The following is an 18,835-nucleotide window of genomic DNA, read 5'->3' as shown; positions in this document are numbered from 1 at the left end:
GCAGGCCGGAGAAGTCGACGTCCTCGACCGAGTCGGGACGGATGCGGCCCTGGTGGCCGAGCAGCACGGCGAGGCGGCGGGCGTGCAGCACGGCGTCGGTGTCGGTCTTGGTGACGACGTGGACGACACCGCTGCGCTTGCTGTGCGGCTCGGGGCCGCCGAGCCCCGCCATGTCGATCTTCTCCCCGGTGACGCTGCGGACGACGTCGGGGCCGGTGACGAAGATGCGGCCCTGGTCGGAGAGGATTACGAGGTCGGTCAGCGCGGGCCCGTACGCGGCGCCGCCGGCGGCCGGGCCGAGGACCACGGAGATCTGCGGCACGATGCCCGAGGCCCGGGTCATCGCCGCGAAGACGCGTCCCACGGCGTGCAGGGACTCGACGCCCTCGGCGAGGCGGGCGCCGCCGGAGTGCCAGAGGCCGACGATCGGCACGCGCTCGCGGACGGCGACGTCGTAGGCGTGCACGATGTGCTCGCAGCCCTCGCTGCCCATCGCGCCGCCCTGGACGCGGGCGTCGCTGGCGAAGCCCACCACCGGCACGCCCTCGACGCGCCCCATGGCGGCGAGGACGCCGCTGCGGTCTTCGGGGGAGATCAGGTGGATGGAGCCCTCGTCGAACAGGGCCGACAGACGTATCAGCGGATCTCGGGGGTCTGGGGCGTCCTCCTCGGAGGTCCCGCTGACCACCCCGTTGTCGAGCACAGTCACTGTCGCTCCAAATCAGACGCTTGCGAAGGCGACGGCGACGTTGTGGCCGCCGAACCCGAAGGAATTGTTGATCGCGGCGATCTGGCCGTCTGGGAGCTTGCGCGGCTCACCCTGGACGATGTCCACCTCGACGCCGTCGTCGAGGTCGTCCAGGTTGACCGTGGGCGGCACGACGCGGTCGTACAGGGCCTTGATCGTGAAGACGGACTCGATGCCGCCGGCGCCGCCGAGCAGGTGGCCGGTCATCGACTTGGTCGCCGTGACGATCGGGTGGTCGCCGATGATCTCCTGGATCGCCACCGTCTCCACCACGTCCCCCGCGGGGGTCGAGGTGGCGTGCGCGTTGACGTGCCGGATGTCCTCGCCGGTCAGCCCGGAGTCCTCCAGGACCCGCCGGGCCGCGCTTCTGATGCCCGCGCCGGTCGGCTCGGGCTGGGCGATGTGGTGGGCGTCGGCGGAGTAGCCGACCCCGGCCGCCTCGGCGTAAATGCGGGCGCCGCGGGCCAGGGCGTGCTCCTCGGACTCCAGGACGATGATGCCCGCGCCCTCCCCGAGCACGAACCCGTCCCGGCCCCGGTCCCAGGGCCGGGAGGCCCGCTGCGGGTCGTCGTTGCGCGTGGACATCGCCCGCATCGCCGCGAACGAGGCGATGTTCAGCGGGTGGATGGCGGCCTCGGTGCCGCCGGCCACGACGACGTCCGCCCGCCCTGACCTGATCATCTCCATGGCGTAGCCGATGGACTCGGCGCCGGTGGCACAGGCGCTGACGGTGGCGTGGACGCCGGCCGTCGCGCCGATCTCGATGCCGATCCAGCCGGCCGAGCCGTTCGGCATCAGCATGGGGACGGTGAAGGGCGACAGCCGCTGCCAGCCCTTCTCCTTGAACAGGTCGTAGGCGTTCAGGATGGTGGTGATTCCGCCGATGCCGCTGCCGACGACCACGCCCAGGCGGTCGGGCGCGACCTTGGGCGTGCCGGCGTCCTGCCACGCCTGGCGCGCGGCGATCAGGGCGAACTGCTCGGCGCGGTCGAGGCGCCGGGATTCGGGCCTCGGCAGCACCTCGGTGGGCTCGACGGCGACCCTGGCGGCGAACTTCACCGGAACCGAATCCACCCATTCCTCGGTGAGGGGGCGGACGCCCGACTTCCCGGCGAGGAGCGCCGACCAGGTCGAGTCGACGTCTCCACCGAGGGGCGTTGTCACGCCGAGCCCGGTGACAACGACGCGTACCCGGTCTGTACTCACGATGCGCTCCCTCTGTTAGACGCGAAGCATGGCCCACGCGAGGCGTGGATGGTCGGACGTCCAGCGGCTGGACGCCCGGGCCGGTCAGTTCTGGATGAAGTTGACGACGTCCTTGACGTTCTTCAGGTGCTTGAGCTGGTCGTCGGGGATCTCGACGCCGAACTCGTCCTGGGCGGCGACGGCGATCTCGACCATGGAGAGCGAGTCGATGTCGAGGTCGTCGACGAAGCTCTTGTCCAGGGTGACCTCCGACTCCGGGATGCCGGTGATCTCGTTGATGATCTTGCCGAGGCCCGCGAGGATTTCCTGCTCGGTGGCTGCCATGTCGCGATTTCTCCTTGAATTATCGGGATTTCATTTGCTGTGTACGGTGAGCCGTGCGGGCCTCCGTACAGGTTCAGGGGATCTCGACCACTTGGCCGGCGTACGTCAGGCCGGCGCCGAAGCCGAGCAGCAGGGCGAGGTCGCCGGAGCGGAGCTCGCCGCGCTCGGTCATGCGGCTCAGTGCCAGCGGGATGGACGCCGCCGACGTGTTGCCGGCCAGCACGATGTCCTTGGCGATGATGGCCTGGTCGGCGCCGAGCTTGCGGGCGATGGCCTCGATGATGCGCAGGTTGGCCTGGTGGGGGACGAAGGCGGCCAGCTCGGACGGGGCGACGCCCGCGCGGTCGCAGGCCTCCTTGGCCACCGGGTGCAGCGCGGTGGTGGCCCAGCGGAAGACCGTCTGGCCCTCCTGGTACAGGAAGGACTCGCGGTTCCTGATGGTGATCGCGTCGGACTTGTCGCCCGCGCTGCCCCACACCACCGGGCCGATGCCGGGCGTATCCGAGGGCCCGACCACGGCGGCGCCGGCGCCGTCCGCGAAGATCACGCAGGTGGCACGGTCGGTCCAGTCGATCCACTGCGAGAGCTTCTCGGTGCCGATGACCAGCACGTTGGTGGCCGACCCCGCGCGGACGGCGTCCGCCGCGGCCGACAGCGCGTAGCAGAACCCGGCGCAGGCGGCGTTGACGTCGAACGCGCCGGGGGCCTGGATGCCGAGCCGGTGCGCCACGCGCGCGGCGGCGTTCGGGATCTGCGCCTCCAGCGTGCAGGTGGCGACGACGACCAGGTCGATGTCGCCCGCCGACAGCCCGCTGGCCGCCAGGGCCTTGCCGCCCGCCTGGACCGCGATGTCGACATCGGACTCCTCGGGACCGGCGATGCGCCGCTCCTTGATGCCCACGCGGCTCTGGATCCAGGCGTCGCTGGTGTCGATCGTCTTGGCGAGATCGTCGTTGGTGACGACCCCGGGCGGCTGGTAGCCGCCGAACGCCAGCACCTTGGCGCCCGCGGCGCCCCGCATGATCCTCACTGAGCGGTCTCCTTGCTGATCAAAGCGCGGGCGGCCTCGAGGTCGTCCGGGGTCTTGAGGGGAACGGTCTCGATGCCACGAAGCGCACGCTTGGCAAGCCCGGTGAGGGTGCCGCCCGGGAGCAGCTCGATCATGGCCGTCACGCCGAGCTCCTGCATGGTGGCCATGCAGCGGTCCCAGCGGACCGGGCGGCCGACCTGGTCGACGAGCCTGCCGACGAACTCGGCGCCGCTCGCCACGGCCGCGCCGTCGGCGTTGGACAGCAGGATCACGCGAGGGTCGCCCGGGGTGATCGCGGCGGCCTCGGCGCGGAGGTGCTCGACGGCGGGGGCCATGTGGTGGGTGTGGAAGGCGCCCGCGACCGACAGGGGCCGGGCGCGCGCCGGAGGGTCGGCGGCCAGGGCGTCGAGCTGCTCGACCGTGCCGGCGGCGACGATCTGGCCGGCGCCGTTGATGTTGGCGGGCGTGAGGCCGTGGCGCTCGATCGCGGCAAGGACCTCGGCCTCGTCGCCGCCGAGCAGGGCCGTCATGCCCGTGCGGGTGACCGACGCGGCCTTGGCCATGGCCTGGCCGCGCTCGCGGACCAGGGCGAGGGCCTGCTCCGGGGTGAGCACCCCGGCGAGGGCGGCGGCGGTGAACTCGCCCACGCTGTGACCCGCGACCACGCCCGCCGGGACGGCCGAGCCGAGCGGCTCGCCGAGCAGGGCCTCCGCCGCGACGAGGCCCGCGGCTACCAGGAGTGGCTGCGCGACCGAGGTGTCGCGGATCTCGTCGGCGTCGGCCGTGGTGCCGTAGGAGATCAGATCCAGCTGCGCGACCTCCGCCCACGCCGACAGCCGGTCTTTCACACCGGGGATCTCAAGCCACGCGGAGAGGAATCCGGGAGACTGGGCACCTTGGCCGGGAGCGACGATGACGAGCACAAAATCCACCATGCCCTGTAGGAGTTCACCACACTGCTAATGATCCGTACGAACTTTGTCGGGGGGCTTTTGTAGGAAACCTCCACCTGAGGTTTCCGGGCGGTTACAGAACCTGGTCACGTCACAACGGTTCGCGACAACCGGCCGAGGATCAACCCGACCTGGAGGGTGAAGGCGGACCGTCCTTCGGTCGGCTGGTAGCCCGTCAGCTCTGTGATCTTTTTCAAACGGTAACGCACGGTGTTCGGGTGCACGAACAACAGACGGGCCGTGGCTTCCAAAGATGTCCCCTGCTCAAGGTAGGTCGCCAGTGTGTCGAGCAGGGGGGTGCCCTCCAGGGGCTTGTAGACGTTCTCGATCAGCTGCGCCCGGGCGTCGTCGTCGCCGTCGATCGCCCGCTCGGCCAGCAGGTCCTCGGCGAGCACCGGGCGCGGCGCGTCGGGCCAGCCGGCGGCCGCCCGCAGGCCCGCCGTGGCCGCACGCGCCGAGCGCGCCGCCGTGTGCAGGTCGGGGACCTCCGGGCCGATCACGATCGGGCCGGCCCCGAAGCGGGGGACGACGTGCCGCGCGGCGTCCTTGATGCTGTCGGCGCCGCCGACGATCACGATCAGCCGGTCGCCCTGCACGCCCGCCAGCAGGTCCTGGCCGAGGCGCCGCCCCTTGTCGCGCATGCCGTCGATGACGGTCTGCGGGTCGGCGTCGGGCGCGTACCCGGCGAGCACGACGACCGGCGAGGACGTCCAGCCCAGCGCGGCCGCCCACGAGTGCAGCCCGTCGTCCACCTCGCCGCGGACCAGCGCGTCCACGATGAGCGCCTCCAGCCGGGCGTCCCAGGCGCCGCGCACCTCGGCCTCGCGCGCGTAGACCTGCGCGGCGGCGAACGCGACGTCGCGGGTGTAGCGCAGCATGGCGTTGCGCAGCAGATCCTCGCCGCCGGGCGCGGCGAGGTCGGTGACCTCGGCCTCCACGACCTCCACGACGACGCGCACGAGGTCGACGGTCTGCTGGAGCGACACCGAGCGCTTCAGCTCGCGCGGCGCGGTGCCGAAGATCTCGATGCTGGGGGTGGGCCTGCCCTCGTCGGCGTGCTGGAACCACTCGACGAAGGCCGCGATGCCCGCCTGGGCCACGAGGCCGACCCAGGAGCGGTCCTCGGCCGAAAGGGCGCGGTACCAGGGCAGACGATCGTCCATCCGGGCCATGGCCGCCGTGCCGAGACTGCCCATCGCCCGTTCGAGCCGTCGTGCGGTGTCCTCGCGTACCCGGTCGTTCACACCCCTAGAGTGCCAGGTGAGCGCGAGTGCGGTAGCCCCATGCGGGTGCCTCTGTGCGCTATATCACCGCGACGGCCGTGATGAGCCCGATGGCGAAGTGCGTCACCGCGAGCAGGATGGCCCCGGGCTGGAGCGTCGGCTCGTGCACGAGTTCGCGTACCGAGATGCCGGCGACCCGGTCGAAGAACATCATGCCGAGGGTCTGCACGGCGATGCCGACGAGGCCGAACACCAGCGTCGCGAGCAGGCCCTCCTGGAGGGCGCCGCCCGAGGACCAGATCGAGGCCGCGACGATGAGCCCGAGGGCGGCGAGCCCGGAGGCGGCGAGCAGCGCGGCGTTCGGGTTGCGGTCCTCTTTTATCACCTTGCCGAGCCGGCCGGGGGTCACCATGTCGATGACGTAGAAGCCCGCGATGAGCAGCAGAACGCCGAGGACGGCGTAGGCGAGGATGGCGAGGGCCCCGCGTCCGAGCGCCTCCGCGAGGGGGCCGGCGAGCGCGATGGTCATATGTGTCTCCTGTACGAGGTCGGGGGGCGCCGGCCGTGGCGGGCCGGGGGGAGGGAGCCGGGCCGGAGGTCCCGGAGGTCGGAGGGCGATTCAGAGGACGATGCGGTGGGGGACGAAGGAGGAGGAGTCATCGGTGATCAGGCCGGAGGTCTCGCGGATGCCGAGCCCGGCCGCCTCGTCCCCGACGACCCACGCGCCGAGCACCGGCCGCCAGCCGTCGAAGTCGGGCAGTGCCTGGAACCCCTGGTAGACGTAGCCCTCGGCGCCGTACTCGCCCGCCGTCCTCTCGACCCCTCCGGGCGTGACGATGCGCATGCTGGCCCCCTCCCGGCCGAGGAGCGGCTTCTCGATGTGGGAGGTCAGGTCGCGCGGCCCGTCGAGGTAGGCGGGCAGGAGGTTCGGGTGGCCCGGGTACATCTCCCACAGGACGGCGAGCAGCGCCTTGTTGGACAGCAGCATCTTCCACAGCGGCTCGACCCAGGTCATCGAGACCTGTCCGCGCACCGCCTGCGGCCCGAACGGGTCGGCGACCGCCCACTCCCACGGGTACAGCTTGCACAGCGTGCGGATGACCCGCCGTTCCATGTCGACGAAGCGAAGACCGGCGGCGTCCCAGCCGATGTCCTCCATGGCGATGGCCACCGTGGTCAGACCCGCCTGCTCGGCGGTCTCCTGCAGGTAGCCGAGCGTCATGACCTCTTCGCCGGTCTCGTCCATGTTGGTCCAGGCGAAGTGCGCCGGGCCGCTCTGGAGCGGCAGCTCCTTCCACCGGTCGATCAGGCGCTCGTGGACGGAGTTCCACTGGTCGTCGCCCGGGTGCACGTCCTTGAGCCAGAACCACTGGACCAGCGCGGTCTCGACGAGGCTGGTCGGGGTGTCGGCGTTGTATTCGAGCAGCTTGGCCGGGCCGGTGCCGTCGTAGCGCAGGTCGAAGCGGCCGTACACGTGCGGGTCGCGGCGCCGCCAGGAGGCCTCCACCTCGGGCGCGGCCCATTCGGGGATCGCGAAGTCGCGGTAGCGGCCGTGGGCGATGACGTGGTCCACCGCCTCCAGGCACATGCCGTGCAGCTCGTCCACCTGGCTCTCCAGCGCGAGCACCTCGTCCATGGTGAAGCTGTAGTGCACGCCTTCGTCCCAGTACGGACGGGTGAGGTGCTCGGGGTGCGCGGTCCGGTGGTAGGCCAGCCCCTGCGACTCGATGATCTCTTCCCAGCCGTCGCGCCGCGCGGACGTCTCCCGCCGCACCTCAGCTCCCTCCGTGGTCGCGCCCGCCGAGGCCGCCGCGCGTGATGGACCGTCCGCTTCTCGTGACGATCTCGGTGTCCTTCGGCATGACGGTCGTCCCCCGTGAGACCCGGCCGTTGCGGCGGCGGCCTCCGTAGTACCAGAAATAGGCGGAATGCCCGTGCCCGCCTCCGGCCTTGGGCGGGCAGTGGGACGCGCTGACGACCTTGTACGAGCCGTCGTCCGCACTGGCGCGGCTCACGCAGTCTGCCGTCACCGCGTCCGGATCGTCCACGGAGTCGTCTTCCACGCCGGAGTCGTGCCCGCCGGACGCGGAGTTGTCCACGCCGTAGTAGGTGCCGGAGGGGTCGACGGGATTCGGGGGTGCGCAGGAGGTCAGCACCAGGCCCGACAGGATCGTCAGGGCCCCCACGGTCACCGCGTGCGACGATAATCGCCGTGCGGGCTTGGTCATGGCTCGGCTCGCTTTCCCGATGAGATGACGATCGCCGCTCAGCTCCCGCCGACGCCGCGGCCGCCGAAGCCGCCGCGCTGGATCACGCTGCCGGAGCGGGTGCTGATGTGGGCGTTGGACGGGCGGATGGTCGTGCCGCCGCGGATCCGGCCTGCCTGCCAGACTCCGCCGTAGTACCAGCCGTAGGCGCCGTGGGATCCGCGGTAGCCGCTGGAGCCGCTGGAGCCGCCGTCGTCATCGCAGTAGCGGTCGTTGACGCCGAGGTAGGAGCCGTCCGGCTGCCTGCTGTCCAGGTCCACGCAGTCCGCGGCGACGCGCGGGGCGTAGGCGTCCTGGGCCGCGCAGAATCCGACGAACAGCGTCGACAGCACGCCCATCGTTCCCAGGGTGATGGCGCTGGTCGACAGCTTCTTCTTGGACCTGACGTCGCCCGCCGGCCTCCCCGCGGAGGGTCCCGCCTGTGCCAAGGGGTGCGGTGTCCGCGGAGGTTGCGGCTCAGGGTTCGCCATCGATGTCCATCTCTCGAAAAGTCAGCTCAGCGTACCGTTTGGACCGTTCAACGGGGCCGCCTGAAATCAGGTTCCTATCCGGAAATATCGTTATAAGCCACGAATAAGTTCCAGGGTTCCGGGCTGGTGGACGGCCAAGGCGACCGCCGGGCCGGGGTAGATTCGCGGTGTGGAACCGGTCGAAGCCCTGAAGCGCATCGCCTTCCTGCTGGAGCGGGCCGGAGAGCCCACCTACCGCGTGCGCGCCTTCCGCGGCGCGGCGTCCACCATCGCCGACCTGCCCCGCGACGAGCTCGTGCGGCTCGCCCGCTCGGGCGGTCTCTCCGACCTCAAGGGCATCGGCAAGGTCACCTCCCTGGCCATCACCGAGGCCCTGGACGGCGAGACCCCCACCTACCTGCGCCGCCTGGAGGACACCGCGGGCCTCGACCTGGACGAGGCCACCGCCGCCCTGCGCGCCGCGCTCAGGGGCGACCTGCACAGCCACTCCGACTGGTCCGACGGCGGGTCGCCGATCAGGGAGATGGCGCTGGCCGCCCGCGACCTCGGCCACGAGTACCTGGCCCTGACCGACCACTCGCCGCGCCTCACCGTGGCGAACGGCCTTTCGCCCGACCGGCTGCGCGAGCAGCTCGACGTCGTGGCCGCGCTGAACGACGAGCTGGCGCCGTTTCGCGTTCTGACCGGCATCGAGGTGGACATCCTGCCGGACGGCTCGCTCGACCAGGAGCCGGAGCTGCTGGAACGGCTCGACGTGGTCGTCGCCAGCGTCCACTCCCAGCTCCGCATGAACGGCGACGACATGACCCGCCGCATGGTCACGGCCATCGCCAACCCGCACGTCGACGTCCTCGGCCACTGCACCGGGCGCATCGTGCGCGGCGGCGGCAGGCGTGGGGGCCTCAGGCCCGAGTCCGACTTCGACGCCGAGATCGTCTTCGAGGCGTGCCGTCGGTTCGGCGTCGCCGTGGAGATCAACTCCCGGCCCGACCGGCTCGACCCGCCCAAGCGCCTGCTGCGGCCGGCGTACGAGATGGGGTGCCTGTTCTCCATCGACTCCGACGCCCATGCCCCCGGCCAGCTCGAATGGCAGCACTACGGCTGCGAGCGCGCCGTGCGGTGCGGCGTCGAGGCGGACCGCGTGGTCGACACCTGGCCCCTGCCCGACCTCCTCGCCTGGACCACCGGCTAGGCCGGGGGTTCGCGGGCCGGATAGAACCGCGTTCGCGGGCCGCTCGAATGTCGGTGGCCGGACGTAAGTTCGGGATGTGAACCGTACCGATCGGCTCTACGCGCTCGTCGAAGAGCTGCGCGCGATCTCCCCCCGGTGCCGGTCCGCACGAGAGCTGGGCGACCGCCTCCGGGTCAGCGCCCGCACCATCGAGCGCGACATCGCGACCCTCCAGCGGGCGGGGGTGCCCATCCACGCCGAGCCGGGCAAGCGCGGCGGATACGCCCTCGGCAAGACGGCGTCGCCTCCCCCCATCGGCTTCAGCCCCGGCGAGGCCGTCGCCGTCGCGGTGGCGCTCAGCCGGCTGAGCGACCGTCCGTTCGCCGCCGACGCGCGCGGCGCGTTACGCAAGCTCGTCGCCGCCCTGCCGGCCCCGGGCGACGAGCACGCTTCTCTCCCGCATCCGCCCGGCGGCGAGCACGCCACCCGCGCACACCTTCCCGGCGGCGACGCCGAGGCGAGGCCGGCGGCCGGCCGCGTGATCGACGAGGCGCTCCAGCGCCGCCGGGTGCTCCACATCACCTACGAGGACCGCTCCGGCGCGCTCACCGAACGCGACGTCGAGCCGGGCGTCTTCATCGGCGGGCGCGGCGGGTTCTGGTACCTCGTCGCGTGGTGCCGCCTGCGGGAGGACGTGCGGGTCTTCCGCCTCGACCGCATCCGCACGGCGGCGCTGACCGGCGAGCCCGCGACGACCCGGCGGCAGCTCGACGAGTACGACCCGGACATCCCCGACCTGATCGCCCGCGACCCCGACCTCGACTGAACCCCTCCCCGCGGACGCCACTCCCGGGGGCCGGTGGTGAGGCCGGCCACACGTTCACGCGGCCGGCCTTCCACGGTGGCTCACTGGCCCGACGGCCGGCCCTGGAGCTGCCGGCGCAGCTCGGCGACCTCGCGCTCCAGGTCGGCGACGTGCCTGCCGCCCCCGCCGCCCTCGCGCACGCCGTACCCGTCGTGCCGATCGGGGACGATCGGGGCGTGCGGCCGCGCGTACGGCTGTCCGGGGTGCGGTCCCGCCCCGGGCACCGGGCCCGCTCCCGCTTCGGGATGCGGCGCCGGCGGCAGGCCGTACGGACGGGCGGGCGGCTGCCACTGTGGCGCGGCCCCGTACCGCGGCCCGGGGAGGGCGGGCACGGACGCCGTCCGGCGCCGCCTGCGGCCCAGCGCGACGACCAGCACCACGACGATGCCGAGTCCCACGACCGCCCCGCCGCCGGCCAGCACCCACGGCAGCGTCGAGGAGGGGGTCTCGTCCTTGCCCGACGAGATGGCCTGCTGCGTGTCGCTGATGTACTTGGTGATGTAGGGGTGGTTCGGGAAGAGCGCCTGCACCTCGCGGAACTTGGGCAGCGCCTGCGAGTAGTAGTGCTTGAAGTAGTCCTCCAGCGCCTCGTCGTACCGCGTGGAGGTCAGCGCCTGCGCCGGCTTGACGTTCTTCTCGTTCAGCTTCTCCTTGATGACGCTGACGGGCAGCACGAACGTCTGGCTCTCGGTGTTCTCGCCGCCGTCGGTGACCGACCCGGCGATCAGCATGCCGATGACCTTGCCCTGGCGGCTGAACACCGGCCCGCCGGAGTTGCCGTGGTAGGCCGGGGCCTGCGTCTGGATGTACGGCACGCCGGTCTGCGTGGTGCGCCTGGCGTTGTACGGGCCCTCGGTGAGCGCGGGGTCGAGCTTGGACTCCAGGCTGAAGAACGGGGTGTTGGTCACCAGGCCAGGGAAGCCGCTGATGTAAAGCGTGTCGCCGGTCTGCACGTCGCCGTCGTCGCCGAGGGGCACCGTGGGCAGGTTCTGCTGGCCGTTGACCTTGAGCAGGGCGAAGTCCTTGCCCGGGTAGCTCTCGCCGACCGACACGAGCTCGGCGGGGACGGGCTTGGCCGTCTTGTCCACGCCGCCGCCCGGCAGGCTCTGCAGCACCGCGAGGCTCTTCTCCAGACCCTGGATCTTGAGGTGGGTGCTGTTGAAGGTGACGAAGATCTGCGTCGCCAGCTTCACGATCTCCTCGTCGGTCTGGTAGTCGCCCAGCTCCTGGAGGACCACCGCGGCGTCCTCCTTGTTGAACTTGCTCAGCGCCTGCTGGGCGAACAGCTCGCCGAGCTCCTGCTCGCCGGTCTCGACGCAGTGCGCGCCGGTCACCATGTAGCCGTCGGGAGTGACCCACCAGCCGGTGCACAGCCCGCCGACCTCGGCGTCCACCGACCGGTTCGGCCCGGCCGCGCGCAGGTAGGCGTTGGGGTCGGCGGCCATCTTCTGGAAGACGTACTTGGCGATGCTGCGCTCGTCCTGGGCGATCTTGCCGGAGATCGCGGCGGAGGCGGCCTGCCGGGCCAGCGCCCGCAACGCCGACTGCTTGACCTCGGGCGTGGGGACGACCACCTCTCCGCTGTAGGTGAGGCTCGTCAGCTGCACCGCGGGGTGGGCCTTGGCGGCGAGCCGGGTGCCCACGGGGACGTCGTTCTCGCCGTCGGCCAGGACGGGCCCCGCGACGGCGACGGTGCTCAGCGCGATCGACGCCGCGGCGGCGACCAGCGTAAGACTTTTCCTGATGTATCCGTTCACATTGGCCATCGTGGGACGGCCGGCTTGTTCATGGCTTGTGACTGACTTGGCAGGCCCCGTCCAAGGGCCCGAGGACGGCGACGGGCCCCGCGCACGCTCGCGCGGGGCCCGTGACGACCGGGGATCAGACTCCCATGGACTGCGTCTCGTTGCTCTCCGGGGTCGGCTGCGCGACGACCTCGGTGACGCCGTTCTTCAGGTGGTAGCGCGAGATGGCCTCGCGCAGGACCTCCGGCTTGACCTCGCCGCGCTTGGCCAGCTCGGTCAGCACCGCCAGGGTGATCGACGCGGCGTCCACGTGGAAGTGGCGGCGCAGCGCCGAGCGGGTGTCCGACAGGCCGAAGCCGTCGGTGCCCAGGGAGGCCCAGTCGCCGGGCACCCACCGGGCGATCTGGTCGGGGACGGCCCGCATGTAGTCGCTGACGCCCACGAACGGCCCCGGCACGTCCTTCAGCAGGCGGCTCACGTACGGCACGCGCTGCTCGGAGTCGGGGTTGAGCAGGTTGTGCTCCTCGCAGTCGAGGGCCTCGCGGCGCAGCTCCGACCACGAGGGCGCCGACCACACCGTCGCCGCCACACCCCACTCTTCGGCCAGCAGCCGCTGCGCCTCCAGTGCCCAGCGACCGGCGACGCCGGAGGCGAGGATGTTCGCGCGCGGACCCTCGACCTCCGGGGCCTCGGCGAAGCGGTACAGGCCCTTGAGGACACCCTCGACGTCCAGGCCCTCGGGCTCGGCCGGCTGCGGGTAGGGCTCGTTGTAGACGGTGAGGTAGTAGAAGACGTCCTCGGGGTTCTCGCCGTACATGCGGCGCAGGCCGTCCTGCACGATGTGCGCGATCTCGAACGCCCAGGCCGGGTCGTACACGACCGCGGCGGGGTTGGTCGAGGCGATCAGCGGCGTGTGGCCGTCCTCGTGCTGGAGGCCCTCGCCGTTGAGCGTGGTGCGCCCGGCCGTCGCGCCCAGCAGGAACCCGCGTCCCATCTGGTCGCCCATGGCCCACATCTGGTCGGCGGTGCGCTGGAACCCGAACATCGAGTAGAAGATGTAGATCGGGATCATGTGCTCGCCGTGCGTGGCGTAGGCCGTGCCGACGGCGATCGCCGAGCCCATCGAGCCGGCCTCGCTGATGCCCTCGTGGAGGATCTGGCCCTCGGTCGACTCCTTGTACGACAGCAGCAGGTTGCGGTCGACGGCCTCGTACGTCTGGCCGTGCGGGGAGTAGATCTTGGCGGTGGGGAACATCGCGTCGAGGCCGAACGTGCGCGCCTCGTCGGGAATGATCGGGACGAACCTCGCGCCGATCTCCTTGTCCCGCATGAGGTCCTTCAGAAGGCGGACGAACGCCATCGTCGTCGCGACGTTCTGCTTGCCCGAGCCCTTCTTCAGGTCCGCGTAGACCTTGTCGCCGGGCAGCTTGAGCGCCTTGGCGCGCGTGACGCGTTTCGGCAGGTAACCGCCGAGCGCCGCGCGACGCTCCCGCATGTAGGCGATCTCCTCGTCGTTCTCGCCCGGGTGGAAGTACGGGGGCAGCTCGCCCTCGAGGTCCTTGTCGGGGATCGGGAGGTAGAGCCGGTCGCGGAACTCCTTGAGCTCGGCCTTGGTCATCTTCTTCATCTGGTGCGTGGCGTTGCGCGCCTCGAAGTCCTTGCCGAGCGTCCATCCCTTGATGGTCTGGGCGAGGATGACCGTGGGCTGGCCGACGTGCTCGCGGGCCGCCTTGAACGCCGCGTACACCTTGCGGTAGTCGTGGCCGCCGCGCGACAGCTTGCGGATGTCGTCGTCGCTGAGGTGCTCGACCATCTTGCGCAGGCGGGGATCGTCCCCGAAGAAGTTCTCGCGGATGTACTCGCCCGACTCGACGGAGTAGGTCTGGAACTGCCCGTCGGGGGTGGTGTTCATCTTGTTGACGAGCACGCCGTCGACGTCGGCGGCCAGCAACGGGTCCCAGTCACGGCCCCAGACGACCTTGATGACGTTCCATCCGGCCCCCCGGAAGAACGACTCCAGCTCCTGGATGATCTTGCCGTTCCCGCGTACCGGGCCGTCCAGCCGCTGCAGGTTGCAGTTGATCACGAACGTGAGGTTGTCGAGCTCCTCACGGGCGGCCAGGCCGATCGCGCCGAGCGACTCGGGCTCGTCCATCTCGCCGTCGCCGAGGAAGCACCAGACGTGGCTGCGGCTGGTGTCCTTCATCTTGCGGCTGAGCAGGTAGCGGTTGAACCGCGCCTGGTAGATCGCGCCGATCGCGCCGAGGCCCATGGAGACCGTGGGGAACTCCCAGAAGTCGGGCATCAGGCGCGGGTGCGGATAGGACGGCAGGCCCTTGAAGCCCTGGGACAGCTCCTGGCGGAAAGCGTCGAGCTGCGCCTCGTTCAGGCGGCCCTCCAGGAACGCCCGCGCGTAGATGCCCGGCGCGGCGTGGCCCTGGATGAAGACCTGGTCGCCGGACTCGCCGTGGTCCTTGCCGCGGAAGAAGTGGTTGAAGCCCACCTCGTACAACGAGGCCGCCGAGGCGTAGGTCGCGATGTGGCCGCCGACGTTGGTGCGGGCGTTGGCCCTGGTCACCATGACGGCGGCGTTCCACCGGATATAGGCGCGGATGCGACGCTCGACGTACTCGTCGCCCGGGAACCAGGGCTCGCGCTCCGGCGGAATGGTGTTGATGTAGTCGGTGCTCCGCAGTCCGGGCACCCCCACCTGATGCTCGCGCGCGCGCTCGAGCAGGCGCAGCATCAGATAGCGGGCTCGGCTACGACCCTCCGTCTTCACGACGGTGTCAAGCGACTCGAGCCACTCCTGAGTCTCGCTGGGGTCGACATCAGGCAGCTGGCTGGGTAGGCCGTCGCTGATGATCGAGAAACGCTGGCGTCCGGAAGCCACTGGGTCTCGCCTTCCGATTATGGACTGGTAAGCCTCTTCTACGTTGTCTAGGTCGTCTTCCATCCTGGCCGCTTGCTCCGGAAAGTGCATCTCTACCGCCCGGTAACCAAGATGTCCCTGCTGGCAGGGGCCGAATCGCGGCCTAGACCACCGATGGTAGGACGATTCTCTCCGTTGGCGGCAAATCATACAAAACCGGAGAGATACTCCGTTCTTACCAGGGGGTTCATCAGGGTACCCGCACCCCTCTGCCTCCCCCTCAAGAGGGACATTCAACCCCGCCTCGGCGCGATGCGCGGACGGCTCGGCGCCGGAAGCCTTGACATCACGGCTCCCGCGGGGCCCGTCCACCCACGAGGCTAGGAAAATCGATGATGCGCCGACTCACGGCTTCGTTATGCCTGGTCGCGGTGCTCGCCGGGTGCGCATCCACGCCGCCCGGCACCGCGACGCCCACACCGACCCCCACCGGCACCGCGCAGACGCTGGAGGTGTTCAAAGAGCTTGCCCGCTGCGTGCGATCGCACGGAATGCCGAACATCCCCGACCCGGTCGTCGAGCCGCGCACGGGCAAGGTCGGCTTCCCCGACGGCGTCGGCAAGCCCGGCCAGAGCGTGATGAAAGCCTGTCAGTCGATCGTGGACCGCCTTCCGCCTTCGGCCAAGGGCCGGACGGTCAGCGCGGCCGACCTCGCCAAACTCCGTCAGCTCTCGCGCTGCATGCGCGAGCACGGCCTGCGCGACTGGCCCGATCCGACCGCGGACGGGGAGATCCCGCTGCCCAAGCGGCTCATCGACCTGGGGAAGAGGGGCATCAGAACCCAGCTCGAGGCGTGCAGGCAGTACTTCCCCAAGGACGGCATCTCCGTCAAGGCCCCGGCGGGCACCAATGGGTAAGGTCGTGACCGCCACCTTCGCCGGAGTCGTCGTGCTCGCCGCCGCGGGAGGCGGCTGGGCCCTGTTCCACGACGAGCGCCCGCCCGCCGCCGCCCCGCCCGTCCCCACCGGCACGGCCCCGGTCACCCGCGCCGACATCGCCGAGCGGCAGCAGGTGAACGGCACGATCTCCTACGACGGGGCCTACACCGTCAACGGCGCCGGGGGGACCCTCACCCGGCTCCCCGCCATCGGGGCGACGATCACCCGGGGCCGTGCGCTGTACGAGGCCGACGGGCGCGGGGTCCCCCTGTTCTACGGCCCGCGCCCCGCCTGGCGCGCGTTCGCCCTGGGCATGACCCCCGGCCGGGACGTGGAACAGCTCGAACGCAACCTGCGGGCGCTCGGCTACAAGGGCCTCACCGTGGACCGCCACTACGGCCTCTCCACTTACTACGCCGTGCGGCGATGGCAGCACGACGCGGGCCTGCCCGTCACCGGCACCGTGTCCCTCGGGCAGGTCGTCTTCCTGCCGCGGCCGCTCCGCGTGACCGGCCACGACGCGCACGTGGGGGACTCGGCGGGCGGCCGGGTGCTGCACGGCACCAGCGCGGTGCCCATCGTCTCGGTGGCGCTCGACCCCGTCATGGCGCCGTCCGTGCGGCGCGGGGACGAGGTCATCGTGACCCTGCCCGACGGTGACACGCGCGACGGCTCCGTGGCGCGGGTGAGCACGGTGGCGCAGACGGCCGCCGGGCAGCAGGACGGAGGGCCGCCGCAGTCGACCATCCCGGTCACGATCCGGCTCGGCGGCAAGCCCGTCAGGACGCTGGACCAGGCGCTCGTGCAGGTGGAGATCGTCGCCCGGCGGCACGCCGGCGTCATCACCGTGCCGATCACGGCACTGCTCGCCCAGCCGGGCGGAAGGTTCGCGGTCGTGACCGTCGAGGGGAACCGGCACGAGAAGGTCCCGGTCGAGACGGATCTGTTCGACGAGACGGCCGGGCTGGTCGAGGTGACCGGCGTCACGGAGGGCGCCCAGGTCGAGGTGCCGAAGGAATGACCGTCCCCATCACCACCCCCACCGGGGGGACGAAGGGCGCCGCGCGGGCCTCCGCGGGCGGCGCCGTGCTGGAGCTGGACGACGTCCGGAAGGTCTACCCCGGGGAGCCTCCGGTCGAATCGGTCCGCGGCGTCTCGCTCACCGTGGAGGCGGGGGAGATGGTCGCCCTGCTCGGCCCCTCCGGCTCGGGGAAGTCCACCCTGCTCCACCTCATGGCAGCGCTCGACCGCCCGACCTCCGGCTCCGTACGCCTGGCCGGGCACGCCGTCGAGAGGTACGGGGACAGGCGGCTGGCCGGGCTGCGCGCCCACCACGTCGGCGTGGTCTTCCAGCGGTTCTTCCTGCTGGACAGCCTCACGGCGATCGAGAACGTCGCCACAGGGCTCCTCTACCGGGGCGTGCCCGCCGCCGAGCGCCGCCGCCTCGCCGTGGCCGCGCTCGGCAGGGTCGGCCTCGCGCACCGGACCGGGCACCGTTCGGCCAAGCTCTCCGGCGGCGAGCGCCAGCGGGTGGCCGTCGCCCGTGCGCTGGTCGGACGGCCGTCGATCGTCTTCGCCGACGAGCCCACCGGCAACCTCGACTCCGCCACAGGGGCCGAGCTCGTCGCACTGCTCCACGAACTCAACGAAGAGGGGACCACCTTGGTGATCGTCACCCACGATCCCGGCGTCGCCGCCGTCTGCCCGCGCAGGATAGAGATCCGCGACGGCCGCGTCGTCGCCGACTCCGGCACGCCCGAGGCGGCCCCCCGATGAGGACGAAGCCCGGCCGACAGGGCGGCGAGCCGGCCGGGGGTACGCCGCTCAGCAGGCTGCGGGCGGCGGACCTGCTCCCCGTCGGAACCCTGGGCCTGCGGGCCCGGCGGACGCGCGCCGTGCTGTCGGCCCTCGGCATCGCGATCGGCATCGCCGCCATCGTGGCCGTCCTCGGGGTGACCCGGTCCAGCCAAGCCGCGCTGCTCCAGCAGATCGACCTGCTCGGCACCAACCTGCTGACCGTCGCCAACGGCAGGGACCTCGGCGGCGCCGAGGCCACCCTGCCCGCCGACGCCACCCGGATGATCCGCCGCGTCGAGGGCGTGATGAGCGTCGCGCCGACCACCCAGCTGGTCGCCCGCAACGTGTACCGCACCGACCGCGTGCCCGTCGGCCAGACCGGGGGGCTGGCCGTGCGCGCGTGCGACGCGTCGCTGCCGGCCTCCCTCGACGGCAAGGTGCGTCAGGGACGCTTCCTCGACGCCGCCACCGCGGCCTACCCGGTGGTCGTCCTCGGCTACCAGGCGGCGCAGACGCTCGGCATCACCAGGATCGACGCGCAGACCAGGCTCTGGATCGGCGACCACTGGTTCACCGTGTCCGGCATCCTCGACCCCCTGCCGCTGGCGCCGGAGATCGACCGGTCGGCGCTGGTGGGCTTCCCGGTCGCCGCGGAGCTGCTCGGCTACGACGGCCACCCCAGCCGGCTGTACGTACGGGCCCGGCAGGACCGGGTGGAGGCCGTGTCGGGCGTCCTCGGCCCCACCACGAACCCGGCCCGGCCGGAGACGGTGGACGTGGTCCGCCCGTCGGACGCCCTCACCGCGCGGGTGGCGGTGGCGGAGTCGTCCGCCACCCTGTTCCTCGGCCTCGGCGCCGTCGCGCTGCTCGTGGGCGGGATCGGCATCGGCAACATCATGGTCATCTCGGTGCTGGAACGCCGGGGCGAGATCGGGCTGCGCCGCGCGCTCGGAGCCGCCCGCGCGCACGTCGCGGGGCAGTTCCTCACCGAATCTCTCGTGCTGGCCGCGTTCGGCGGGGGCGGGGGAGTGGGCATCGGCTGCGCGGTCACGCTCGCGCTGGCGCGCGCCCGTGGCTGGACGGTGCTGATCCCGGTGGAGGCACTGTGGGGCGGTTTCGCGGTCGCGCTGCTCGTGGGCGGGCTGGCCGGGCTGTATCCGGCCCTGCGCGCCGCCCGGCTGCCCCCGACCGACGCCCTGCGCACCGTGTGACCGGCGCGGAACCGC

Annotated in this window: 18 protein-coding genes; 6 read left to right on the top strand and 12 right to left on the bottom strand. The window is 71.5% G+C overall.

All coding sequences use genetic code 11. The annotated features are described in order from the left end of the window. From DQ384_RS31860 to DQ384_RS31815, 10 genes are all read right to left on the bottom strand, one after another. A partial coding sequence (locus tag DQ384_RS31860; RefSeq protein ID WP_281274145.1) for a carboxyl transferase domain-containing protein occupies nucleotides 1–709 on the bottom strand: 709 nt, incomplete at its 3' end. A 12-nt stretch (nucleotides 710–721) separates the two neighbouring features. After that, nucleotides 722–1,954: a beta-ketoacyl-ACP synthase II gene (gene fabF / locus DQ384_RS31855; RefSeq protein ID WP_114032581.1), complete on the bottom strand. Its 1,233-nt coding sequence runs from the start codon at nucleotides 1,952–1,954 to the stop codon at nucleotides 722–724. A gap of 84 nt (nucleotides 1,955–2,038) precedes the next feature. Continuing rightward, entirely contained in the window at nucleotides 2,039–2,278 is a 240-nt protein-coding gene (locus DQ384_RS31850; protein WP_114032580.1) for an acyl carrier protein, read from the bottom strand. 73 nt (nucleotides 2,279–2,351) lie between these two features. Then, nucleotides 2,352–3,299 carry a beta-ketoacyl-ACP synthase III gene (locus DQ384_RS31845; protein ID WP_114032592.1) on the bottom strand — a complete coding sequence of 316 codons (948 nt, stop codon included), beginning with the start codon at nucleotides 3,297–3,299 and terminating at the stop codon, nucleotides 2,352–2,354. Nucleotides 3,300–3,304: 5 nt separating this feature from the next. Beyond that, a complete protein-coding gene (locus tag DQ384_RS31840) occupies nucleotides 3,305–4,231 on the bottom strand; it encodes an ACP S-malonyltransferase (RefSeq protein WP_114032591.1) in 927 nt (308 codons plus the stop codon). Nucleotides 4,232–4,347: 116 nt separating this feature from the next. Continuing rightward, on the bottom strand, nucleotides 4,348–5,457 hold the full coding sequence (locus tag DQ384_RS31835) for a PucR family transcriptional regulator (RefSeq protein WP_114032579.1): 1,110 nt from the start codon (nucleotides 5,455–5,457) through the stop codon (nucleotides 4,348–4,350). A gap of 106 nt (nucleotides 5,458–5,563) precedes the next feature. Next, nucleotides 5,564–6,013, bottom strand: a complete 450-nt coding sequence (locus DQ384_RS31830) for a DUF350 domain-containing protein (protein WP_114032578.1) — start codon at nucleotides 6,011–6,013, stop codon at nucleotides 5,564–5,566. 90 nt (nucleotides 6,014–6,103) lie between these two features. Beyond that, nucleotides 6,104–7,258: a glutathionylspermidine synthase family protein gene (locus tag DQ384_RS31825; RefSeq protein ID WP_114032577.1), complete on the bottom strand. Its 1,155-nt coding sequence runs from the start codon at nucleotides 7,256–7,258 to the stop codon at nucleotides 6,104–6,106. A gap of 1 nt (nucleotide 7,259) precedes the next feature. Further along, nucleotides 7,260–7,676 (bottom strand): hypothetical protein, encoded by a 417-nt coding sequence (locus DQ384_RS31820; protein WP_114032576.1) that lies wholly within the window; start codon nucleotides 7,674–7,676, stop codon nucleotides 7,260–7,262. A gap of 74 nt (nucleotides 7,677–7,750) precedes the next feature. After that, complete coding sequence (locus DQ384_RS31815) at nucleotides 7,751–8,179, bottom strand: hypothetical protein (RefSeq protein ID WP_114032575.1); 429 nt, start codon at nucleotides 8,177–8,179, stop codon at nucleotides 7,751–7,753. Between the two features lie 211 nt (nucleotides 8,180–8,390). On the opposite strand from DQ384_RS31815, the gene DQ384_RS31810 reads away from it, so the two are divergent. Continuing rightward, entirely contained in the window at nucleotides 8,391–9,413 is a 1,023-nt protein-coding gene (locus DQ384_RS31810; protein ID WP_114032574.1) for a PHP domain-containing protein, read from the top strand. Nucleotides 9,414–9,489: 76 nt separating this feature from the next. Beyond that, the gene (locus tag DQ384_RS31805) at nucleotides 9,490–10,218 is read left to right on the top strand and encodes a helix-turn-helix transcriptional regulator (protein ID WP_114032573.1); all 729 of its coding nucleotides are present in this window, start codon (nucleotides 9,490–9,492) and stop codon (nucleotides 10,216–10,218) included. Nucleotides 10,219–10,298: 80 nt separating this feature from the next. Here DQ384_RS31805 and DQ384_RS31800 read toward each other — a convergent pair whose 3' ends face one another. Further along, nucleotides 10,299–12,014 carry a S1 family peptidase gene (locus tag DQ384_RS31800; RefSeq protein WP_245966918.1) on the bottom strand — a complete coding sequence of 572 codons (1,716 nt, stop codon included), beginning with the start codon at nucleotides 12,012–12,014 and terminating at the stop codon, nucleotides 10,299–10,301. Between the two features lie 124 nt (nucleotides 12,015–12,138). Continuing rightward, complete coding sequence (gene aceE, locus DQ384_RS31795; protein ID WP_114032571.1) at nucleotides 12,139–14,895, bottom strand: pyruvate dehydrogenase (acetyl-transferring), homodimeric type; 2,757 nt, start codon at nucleotides 14,893–14,895, stop codon at nucleotides 12,139–12,141. Nucleotides 14,896–15,266: 371 nt separating this feature from the next. Here aceE and DQ384_RS31790 point away from each other — a divergent pair, with 371 nt between their 5' ends. Genes DQ384_RS31790 through DQ384_RS31775 form a run of 4 tightly spaced genes read left to right on the top strand, consistent with a single transcriptional unit; the run spans nucleotide 15,267 to nucleotide 18,820 of the window. Beyond that, complete coding sequence (locus DQ384_RS31790; protein ID WP_114032570.1) at nucleotides 15,267–15,791, top strand: hypothetical protein; 525 nt, start codon at nucleotides 15,267–15,269, stop codon at nucleotides 15,789–15,791. Between the two features lie 4 nt (nucleotides 15,792–15,795). Continuing rightward, nucleotides 15,796–16,833 (top strand): peptidoglycan-binding protein, encoded by a 1,038-nt coding sequence (locus tag DQ384_RS31785; RefSeq protein WP_181871538.1) that lies wholly within the window; start codon nucleotides 15,796–15,798, stop codon nucleotides 16,831–16,833. Then, nucleotides 16,830–17,588, top strand: a complete 759-nt coding sequence (locus DQ384_RS31780) for an ABC transporter ATP-binding protein (protein ID WP_114032568.1) — start codon at nucleotides 16,830–16,832, stop codon at nucleotides 17,586–17,588. The genes DQ384_RS31785 and DQ384_RS31780 overlap by 4 nt, the downstream gene beginning before the upstream one ends. Next, nucleotides 17,585–18,820 carry an ABC transporter permease gene (locus DQ384_RS31775; protein WP_114032567.1) on the top strand — a complete coding sequence of 412 codons (1,236 nt, stop codon included), beginning with the start codon at nucleotides 17,585–17,587 and terminating at the stop codon, nucleotides 18,818–18,820. Before DQ384_RS31780 ends, DQ384_RS31775 begins: the two co-directional genes overlap by 4 nt. Nucleotides 18,821–18,835: the final 15 nt, after the last annotated feature.

It is taken from the genome of Sphaerisporangium album, from assembly GCF_003323745.1.
GTDB classification, from domain to species: Bacteria; Actinomycetota; Actinomycetes; order Streptosporangiales; family Streptosporangiaceae; genus Sphaerisporangium; species Sphaerisporangium album.
The sequence above is the reverse complement of the archived record's forward strand: the minus strand, read 5'-3'. Positions and strand labels throughout refer to the sequence as shown.

What these genes read in the sequence shown, in the direction of transcription:
- DQ384_RS31850 (WP_114032580.1), bottom strand. Translation starts at nt 2,278, where the DNA reads ATGGCAGCCACCGAGCAGGAAATCCTCGCGGGCCTCGGCAAGATCATC.
- DQ384_RS31845 (WP_114032592.1), bottom strand. Translation starts at nt 3,299, where the DNA reads ATGCGGGGCGCCGCGGGCGCCAAGGTGCTGGCGTTCGGCGGCTACCAG.
- DQ384_RS31835 (WP_114032579.1), bottom strand. Translation starts at nt 5,457, where the DNA reads ATGGGCAGTCTCGGCACGGCGGCCATGGCCCGGATGGACGATCGTCTG.
- DQ384_RS31830 (WP_114032578.1), bottom strand. Translation starts at nt 6,013, where the DNA reads ATGACCATCGCGCTCGCCGGCCCCCTCGCGGAGGCGCTCGGACGCGGG.
- DQ384_RS31790 (WP_114032570.1), top strand. Translation starts at nt 15,267, where the DNA reads ATGATGCGCCGACTCACGGCTTCGTTATGCCTGGTCGCGGTGCTCGCC.
- DQ384_RS31780 (WP_114032568.1), top strand. Translation starts at nt 16,830, where the DNA reads ATGACCGTCCCCATCACCACCCCCACCGGGGGGACGAAGGGCGCCGCG.
- DQ384_RS31775 (WP_114032567.1), top strand. Translation starts at nt 17,585, where the DNA reads ATGAGGACGAAGCCCGGCCGACAGGGCGGCGAGCCGGCCGGGGGTACG.